We start from the raw sequence: 8,794 nt of genomic DNA on the forward strand, positions 1-8,794 counted from the left end.
ATTGTTTTTTATATTGTAAAAATATTAAATAATGATAAAAAGTAATATATATAAAGGGAGTTTTTATGAAGGATGTAGGGCAGGTTTTAATTTTATTATTTATATTGTTTTTTAGTTGTGAAGGGGTGGCAAACACAACAGATCAATGTGGTGTTGAGTATACTGAAAATAGTATGATTAAAGACCGTGATATGGAGTTGTGTGAAGAAGACATAACAGCAAATACTTATTATTACTTGTTTAATAGGTTTATAGAAGACAGTGAATTACAAGAGGTCTATGAAGAGATATTTAAACCTTCATTAGCGACAAAAATAAAAGCCAGTGAGATTAAAGAAAGTAGTTATTTATATTCGTTAGTGAAATCAGGGACACATTTGTTTGTGTCATTAACCCTGATAATTCTAATTGTGTCATTCTCAAAAAATGTCTTTCAGGCACAAAAAAATGGTAATGCTTTTGGTAGTGAAAATGGCACTTCTTACAAACAGGCAATGAGCTTAATTGTCTCAATCATTCTTATAGCACCCGTTGATAACATCACTCTTTCTCAGCATATTGTGTTACTACTTGGGTATGTAGGTTTATCATTATCAACATTCATATGGAGTAATTTTTTATTCAATGTGGATGTCGAAACCGCAGGGGTATTAATCAACGATAAAGAGTTAGCACTTGATGCTTCCGTGAATGTAGAAGCATTAATCACTAACCAAGTATGTGAAAATCGCACAAGACAGCAAATACTGAACAACAACTTTGGTATCAATGAAGGGTTTAACGACAGTAGTTTTTTTGATAGCTACGATATGAGCGCTTTTGCTGAAAAGATTGAAAATTGTATGAGCTACTATGTGAAGCCGATGTTTAACAAAGACGCTTCAACGTATGGTGTGAGCGCATTTTTCTCAAAAGCTGATTTTATTGAAGGTTTTGCTTTTCATAGACCAAGCTTAAAATATTGTTTAGAAGAGATTGAAAGTGAAGTATGTAAAGACGGTTTATGCGAAGACGGAACAATCAACAATATTAAAGGGTATTTAACAGAACACGAATACCTACCAGAAGTTTACGGACAACCGCACCAATGCGGAAACGTTGTGTATAACACAACGGTTTATAGTGAAGAGTTTCACGATCAAGACGGTATTATAGAAAGTTCTAAACAACTTATTTCAGGTGAGAAAGATGTTAATGACGTAGTAAACAATCTTCGTAAAGCATATTCAGCAGATAAATATTTTAAAACCTACAAAGCAGTATTAGCACCAAAAGCAAAGCTAGTCGTTAGCGCCACAGGCACAAATCGTCATAATGCTATTCAATCATACAAATCATTGCTTGATAGTGAAGCAAACGCATTAGCAGAAAGAATAATAAACGACATAACCAATGATAATAACTGGCAAAGTCGTGATAGTACATTTAAGGCTAATGCTATTAACGCACAAGCATTAGGTATCACTAACGCTCTTCTTGGTTTATCAGCAAATGATGACACTGAATTTCGTTTAGATAGTAATTATGAAAATGACTATGGCATTTTGACACTACGAAACGCAGCGATAGAGATTGCTGATCACTTAGAGAAAGCACATTGTTCGACAAATTTTAGAGATTTAATCAGTTCTCAAAAAACAAAAATTGAATTAAACAATCTATTTCAAGATCCAGACGATCAAGACATTGTTGAATATGTCTTTGGTAAATTAGGTCAAACAGGTATGAGCTTTGAGTGTCTTAATCTTGATAACTCAGGTGGTGATTATGAGTTCAAATACAATTCAGGTGGATTAAATCATTTAGCATTATTAACTATTACCGAAAGAAATGTAGATGGAGAATACTTAAAAACTTATGAAAATAAGAAGCTTGAAGTAAAAGATATAAGTTTTATCGAGAAAGTAGCACAAACTGACTATATCAATCATTTGAAACAATCTTATGAAAAGAAACTGGCTATGGAAGGGTATTATTTTATAGTTAAAAAAGCGTCTTTAATCGCGCTTTCAGCAGCGTTAAAAGATAATAAAGACGATGAGCTTCAATTGAAATTTAGAAAGCAAGGAAGTGGTATGGCAGGTGCTTATCTACTTCACCTTGCTAACGCAGGGGGTAATGCCAGCGCTTACGCTTCGGGTATTCGCTCAACCGCTTCCATGAGTTCTTTTGTAAGTAATACTACAGGGGCTAACTTCGTTAATATCGATGCGTTTAGAGCGGAAGGAGAAGATAACAAAACTCAAATAGCTGAAAAAAATATGACAAATAGAAACCAGTTGAAACCACTTATGATTACAGGCTTCTTCAATCAAGGTGGCAATATCAAATTCAATAGTCAAAATGCTTTCGCTCAACAGTTCAGTGAAGATGAAGCTGATACCAGCTTGATAAACAATATCATTGAAACCTTACTGTTATCACCTATGAATTACATTAAAGAGACAGCAGGTTTATCACAAGATAGAACACTAGCTGAAGGTGTAAAAGAGTGTGCTGAAACAGATAAAATTTGTTTATCTACAAAAGTTCATCCGTTAGCCAGTTTTACTAAAGCGGGTTATGCCTTTATCGAACAGGCAATAACGTTATATATCGCACAGGGTAGTTTAAACTTCTTACAGTCATACCTATCAGGTGTTGATAGTGATAGTGAAGCAGAAAAGAAAAAGAAAAAAAGTTCGAGTAAAAAGATAATCAACGGTCTTAAAAAAGTAGCTAAAGGTGCTACGGGCATATTACTGGTACTTGAAGGTGTTATCACGATTGTAGCGGTTATCTTTGACGCATTAGCACCGTTGTTTCACTTAATGCTTGTAGGCGGTATTTTCTTAGCATTCATATTACCACTTAAACCACTACTAACTTTTGTCGTGTCAATGGTGTCTTGGTTGTTAACCGTTATTACGACATTGCTTGTTATCAACATACATATACTGCGTTTCTCTCTTACTGATAAAAATGGTAATAGCCAAGTAACAATAAGAGATTTTGCTAACTTATTAGGCGTAGTGGTATTAAAGCCTTCATTATTAGTGATGTCAGCGATTATCGCTTTCACGCTATGCTCAATTGTCTTGTATATGTTGAATATGACTATGGCAAGTTTCTTTATTGCGACTGATACTAGCACAGGTTTGATGAATATCATTATTCAGTTCTTTATGTATGCGACTTATGTATTCGCAGCAATCTTTATATTAATGCGTTGTTTTAACTTTATAAAAGAAGCACCTGACTTCATTCTTCAAATGATCGGAATTCAAGGTTCTAACGACATTAGATATATAGATGACAGTGTAAAAGAAGAGTTGTTAGCATCATATATCGTTCATAAAGGCGCAGGGGTTGTAGGTGAAACAACCAATGTTGCGACTAATGCCGCTAAACAAAAAACAAATCAAAATAAATATAGAACACAACTTCAAAAGATGAAGGAAGAAAGAGAGGGTAAATCTAAAAAGAAATAAAAGAAAAATAATAATAAACAAAAAGCCACTATATAAAGTGGTTTTTTATATTTAATGTTGAAGTATATATAAAAGTATTGACAGATATATATAAATAATATATAATTTAAATAACATTAAATTAAAGGTTTGTTATGTCGAATGATAATAAGAATATATTTGTACGTTTTGTGGATGGTGTATATAACTTATTGCCCTTTGAAAACTTAAAAACAAAAGTAGATACAAAGATAAATAATAATTACAATATGATTAAAAAAATTCTAATCATATCTGCCTATTCTTACCCACTTTACATACTCATTATGATTGCTATCAATCTAAACTTTTTGTATAGCGACAAAGTACCAGAATACAGTGAATTACATATTGAGAGTGATTACAAAGCCGCAATAGAAGCATACAGCAATGAGTTTTATATGCTTCACGATCACAGCTTAGAAGCTCAGTATAGAAAAATAGCGATTAAAGATACGCCTGTTTATCATAGACAAGATCCACAGGGTAAAGCGGAATTTATATCATATGGTAGAACAAACGCAGGTATCTACAAAAACTTAACAACGAATACATATAGATACAATGGTGAAGTGTATACGCAAATAATGAATATACCTGATTATTTGTTTTGGGTGTGTTATGACAACTATGCGACAAACGAAAAACCATATGAATTATTGTTTAAATGTATGGAAACAGTATCAGTTAGCATTAACCAAGTAAGAGAGGGTTTAATTGCTAAGGGTAAGAGCTTAGAAATTACTGATACTATTTTTGTTTATGGAGACAGTTTGGAAGTCTACAAGGAAGATGAAACAATAATATTAACAAAAGGAATTGATTATGAAAAAACACCAGATAATTGATACATTAAAATACGAAGAAAATATACCATTTTTAGATCTTTTAGATGAAGATTTAACAGAAGCTAACAACACAAAAAATATGAGATCGTATGCCGCGAAAAAAAGAGGTTTAAAACTTTTGGACTTCAAAAACTCAATACAAGCGGCAGTTCAAGTTGATATACAGCTTTCTTATCGTGAGTTAGAAAATAGCTTAATATTTTTCAAAAGCTTTAAAAAACATATATCTGCTAATGATTATGATTATGATGATTTTAAAGATATGATGCATAAATCAATGGTAATAGGTAAAAGCTACGTTAATTCATTAATAATTTATCAATCTTATATTAAAGGTAATATAAGAGCACTGGAAGATGAAGATAAAACACGCATTGATCTTATGTTTGTTGAAGAAATTAAAGAAAGAATAAGCTTAGAAGCAAATAGATTTCCACAAATTTATCAAGATAAAAATATCAATTTTATTGGTAAAAAGATATTAAGAAAATTTGTAGGTGAAATAGATCCTAAAGTGTTTGATAAACTGATGGAAGAAATTGTTAAAGATACAGTGAAAACAATTTTTAAGAATTTTATTGAAGTGTTAAATAAAAATGTAGATAAATATTAATAAGAAAAAAGCCACATTAAGTGGCTTTTCTTTATTACATCGTAATGTCTTGACGAAGTTTCTGTATTTCAGCATAACTAAGTCTTCCGTGTGCCTTCACTATTTCATTACATTTTGAATTTGTTAATTCTGCTCTATCACCACCAAGTTTGACAAACTGACGCTTATAAACCTTCGCTAGATCATCTTTGTCCTGATGTTTAATTGACTTAATATACTGACAATACTCAGTATTTGAATATGTATAGCTACCATCTTCATTTAGTTGAGCGTTAGCACCAGCAGATAAGATTAGAGCGGTTGAAGCAGCGATAAGTGTAGTTAATTTTTTCATTATATTATATCTCCTTGTTATTTTATTTTTTTAATGAAAACATTGCCTTGAAAGCAAATGTAATATTCACCGTATATTAAAAAAATAATTCATCAAGGGTTTGGTATAATTAAATTTTAAATATTCTTAATAGTTATTCAATTTTATTTCATCCTTTCGGGTTAATAGTTTTAATGCCACTTCCAATTGTTGATAATAAACCTTCCGATCTATCTTGACCTAATTGTTTAAGGTTGACATCACCTTCTAAGAAACCAATAGCTGTATCGGCAAATACTTCAATAAGTGTTACGCATTTATTTAATATATAAAGTAGTAATACACTGTAAACAACAATCGCAATTAACATATCAATATACACTGCTACACTAAAACCATATTCACTATTCAAAGCATCCGATACAGAAAAGATTTTAAGTAGCTCACCACCTACGGTATTCATTAAAAACCAAGAAATACCCAAGGCAATACAGTAAAGAGGGATCTTTAAAACTATCGTAAATATGATAGCCAATCCACGCCTTTCAAAATCATTGAAATATTGTTGACCGACTTTAACGATAGAGGGTATCCATAGCGGCATTACGATTATCATACCCACAAACATCGTAAAGAAGCTTAACAGAACCAATAACCACAGTATTAACGGCATTAAAGGCAAGCCATAAGCCATAACCAAGCCTAAAACGATTAGGAAGTTTAAAACGGTATCAATAAGATCACTTAGATAACCACCACTGTTAGCGATAGCTAAAAGAGCAATACCATTTCCTGTTATTCTTTCTAACTGTAATTCTTGATCGTTTTGCTTATTACTATCAAAATTACCAAATTCGTCAGTTTGTGTTTGATCGCCACCAAAGAAGATATTAATAAGACCAAACAACGCACTATCAAGCATAAAACCAAAGGGTGAAGATTTTAACTTAGACGTTAAGTTATTCATATAACCTTCACCTGATACTTTCTTTTTCTCAAAACTATTAGTCATTTTTTTTCGCATACCAGCAGAAGCGGTAAGCGTTTTAATAAACAACGCTGATTTCAATATGTTCTTACCAAAGTGATGTAATTCTTCGGAAGTCGAAGAGCAAGCATAACCATTTGATACACGCAAAGGCTTGTTAACGCACTCTACAAAGCGATTTGAGCCTAAAAAGTCCACACCATTACTGTTTGATACTAAATCACCATATTTGCCTTCTATGGCGTTAAAATCACGTTTGTAATTCAAAATATCAACACTTGGCATTTCGGTATAAAGATAAGCAAGCATTTTGTCGTGTAGAACAGGCGTGAAAGACTGATATACAGTAAACAAAATGTCATTAGGGTGAGGTGTACCAAGTGCGTTAGGTTGATTGACATAATTGATTTTTAGGTTATTAAAAATCGACTTTGCGCTTTCACTCGTTTGAAGTCCTGTAAACATTTGATACATATACGCGCCTAACGTCATAAAACCACGCTCTGCCATTATTTTGTTCTTTTCTAAGGTGTCATATAAAAATACAGCATTCGCACAAATATAGGCATTACTGTTATCACTATTAAGATTGCTACACGCTTCGATTAAACATTGCTTCGCACTCTTTTGTTTCATACGGAAAGAGAAATTTAGATTGCTGGTATCAATCTCAGCCGATGTTTCTTTTATCACTGTTTTTACTGTTGTTGACGCATTGAAATCATGAGCACATAGCTCAATATTGTTACCTTGAAGGTAATTTTCTGTTTTAAAGTATTTTGTTATTTCAGGGTTGTCATACGGGTAGACTAAACGTTGTGTAGCGGTATAACTCATACAGCGTGAAGCAAGATATAAATATTGCTCTTTCTCAGTCTTTGTTAAGTCTCTTGTAGGTAAATATTTTATAACGTCAGGGCAAGTCATTTCCCAATGGACGATTTGATTACGATTAGCATGTTTACCCACGACTAAACTATCAAACTCATTACTCTCTTTACGTACAACATCCACAGGCTTAACTAACACTTCACTCACTATGTCAGCTTGTTTTAATAGCTCAGTAAACAACTTTTGAAACATAACGTACTGGACTTGGTTATAATCAACGTTGTTACCTAGCAATGATTTAATCTCACTACTTCTTTCAATGATTTCAGGCGTATATTTATCAAGACCGATTTGGACGTTAACAAAGCAACGACCATAGTTTGAAGCTGCTTTAATCAAGCCGTTTTCACGGTAAAAGTTAAGACTTATTTGATTAGCTTTAACAGTCGGCTCACTCTTTACACAAGTCATAAACTGTATAAGTCTTGCCATTTCAAGTTGCTTATTATCACTGTTAGGCATTTTTAAAGAAGGGAATGTTCTTGGTTGATTACTTACCATAGCGTTAACTATGTCTTTGGCATAAATATTTGAATAACCTACCGCTTTAAAAACGGTTAATTGAGCCAAGTTATAAGGGTGTTTGATAGGCACGATCAAGGCAATAGCCACAGCGATTTTCATAAAGGTAAAAACAGTGTTTTTAGACTTACCTAATAATTCACCTGTTGCTTGTGTATTATCAATGCCTTCGCCAAGTAGTTGAATTATCATTACACATAAATAAGCGATACCTACATAGTTAACGACTAAGATAACAAGATCTAAAAGTGAAGTAGTATTAGGGTTGAATGGAGCGGTGAAGGCTTCTAATTCAGTGTCGCTATATTCTTTGAGTTTAGAGTAATCAGCACAGTCAATGTCATAACTTTGTAGAGCGTCAACACCGTGAGTGGCTAACACATATCTTTTTGAAACGTCCTGTAAACATTTTTCTATATTTTCAATATTACTATTTGAATACGCATTGAATGGTAATAGCAATAATAATAAAAATAACCTTATATATATCATCCCTTTGATCTCCCTATATTATTAAGGTATATCAAAAAGGGTTTTATTCAATGATTTAAAACTATTTTTTAACAAGGTTTATTACAGCAATTGATAAACCATCTTTGGCTTTCGAGCGATAATCTCTTGTAATAAAAATAGAAACTTCATAGCGAATACCTTTTGTTCCTTCCAAACCATAAACAAACAACATCATATCGCCTTTAAGTTTTACATAAGCACGATCAATATCATCTGTTGTATATACGCCTTCTTGTTCTATATCAAAAACATTTAATATTTCTGGTTTAACCACCGCTTTATCAGCCGAAACAACTCTTTGTAAGTTCAAGTTATAAAACTCTTTCATATATTTATCTACATTCTTCTCATAGAAATAGTCTTTTATAGAATTACCGTGAGAGTTAAGACTTAGGTAGTCATAGCTATATAAGTCGATTAAAACGTTATTAGCCCACATAATGATCTCAGGTTGTGATATGTGAAATTCCGTTAATGGTGGCTCATTTAACAGCTTATTATTTTCATCCAGAGCAAGATAAGAGTGGGGTGTTTCATAGTGAAAGAATGAATAGAATAGAAAAGAAAAAGAAAAAAATAAAATGATAAAAGAAAAAAAGACTAAACCTATACTATTCA

At 32.3% G+C, this 8,794-nt stretch carries 6 protein-coding genes; 3 read left to right on the top strand and 3 right to left on the bottom strand.

From position 1 onward, the window contains the following. Nucleotides 1-65: 65 nt before the first annotated feature. The 3 genes from H5203_RS21985 (at nt 66) to H5203_RS21995 (ending at nt 4,949) form a co-directional block, all read left to right on the top strand. The gene (locus H5203_RS21985; protein WP_182820326.1) at nt 66-3,470 is read left to right on the top strand and encodes a hypothetical protein; all 3,405 of its coding nucleotides are present in this window, start codon (nt 66-68) and stop codon (nt 3,468-3,470) included. A 134-nt stretch (nt 3,471-3,604) separates the two neighbouring features. Beyond that, on the top strand, nt 3,605-4,336 hold the full coding sequence (locus H5203_RS21990; RefSeq protein ID WP_182820327.1) for a hypothetical protein: 732 nt from the start codon (nt 3,605-3,607) through the stop codon (nt 4,334-4,336). After that, entirely contained in the window at nt 4,314-4,949 is a 636-nt protein-coding gene (locus H5203_RS21995; RefSeq protein WP_182820328.1) for a hypothetical protein, read from the top strand. Before H5203_RS21990 ends, H5203_RS21995 begins: the two co-directional genes overlap by 23 nt. Before the next feature lie 34 nt (nt 4,950-4,983). Here the strand turns inward: H5203_RS21995 and H5203_RS22000 are convergent, their stop codons facing one another. From H5203_RS22000 to H5203_RS22010, 3 genes are all read right to left on the bottom strand, one after another. Then, nucleotides 4,984-5,283, bottom strand: coding sequence for a hypothetical protein (locus H5203_RS22000; RefSeq protein ID WP_182820329.1), 300 nt, complete (start codon nt 5,281-5,283; stop codon nt 4,984-4,986). Nucleotides 5,284-5,431: 148 nt separating this feature from the next. Then, complete coding sequence (locus H5203_RS22005; protein WP_182820330.1) at nt 5,432-8,155, bottom strand: hypothetical protein; 2,724 nt, start codon at nt 8,153-8,155, stop codon at nt 5,432-5,434. A gap of 61 nt (nt 8,156-8,216) precedes the next feature. Then, nucleotides 8,217-8,794, bottom strand: a 578-nt coding sequence (locus tag H5203_RS22010) for a DotI/IcmL/TraM family protein (protein WP_182820331.1), incomplete at its 5' end; no start/stop codon positions are given.

The sequence above is a fragment of the Pseudoalteromonas sp. SG41-1 genome, assembly GCF_014164575.1.
GTDB classification, from domain to species: domain Bacteria; phylum Pseudomonadota; class Gammaproteobacteria; order Enterobacterales; family Alteromonadaceae; genus Pseudoalteromonas; species Pseudoalteromonas rhizosphaerae.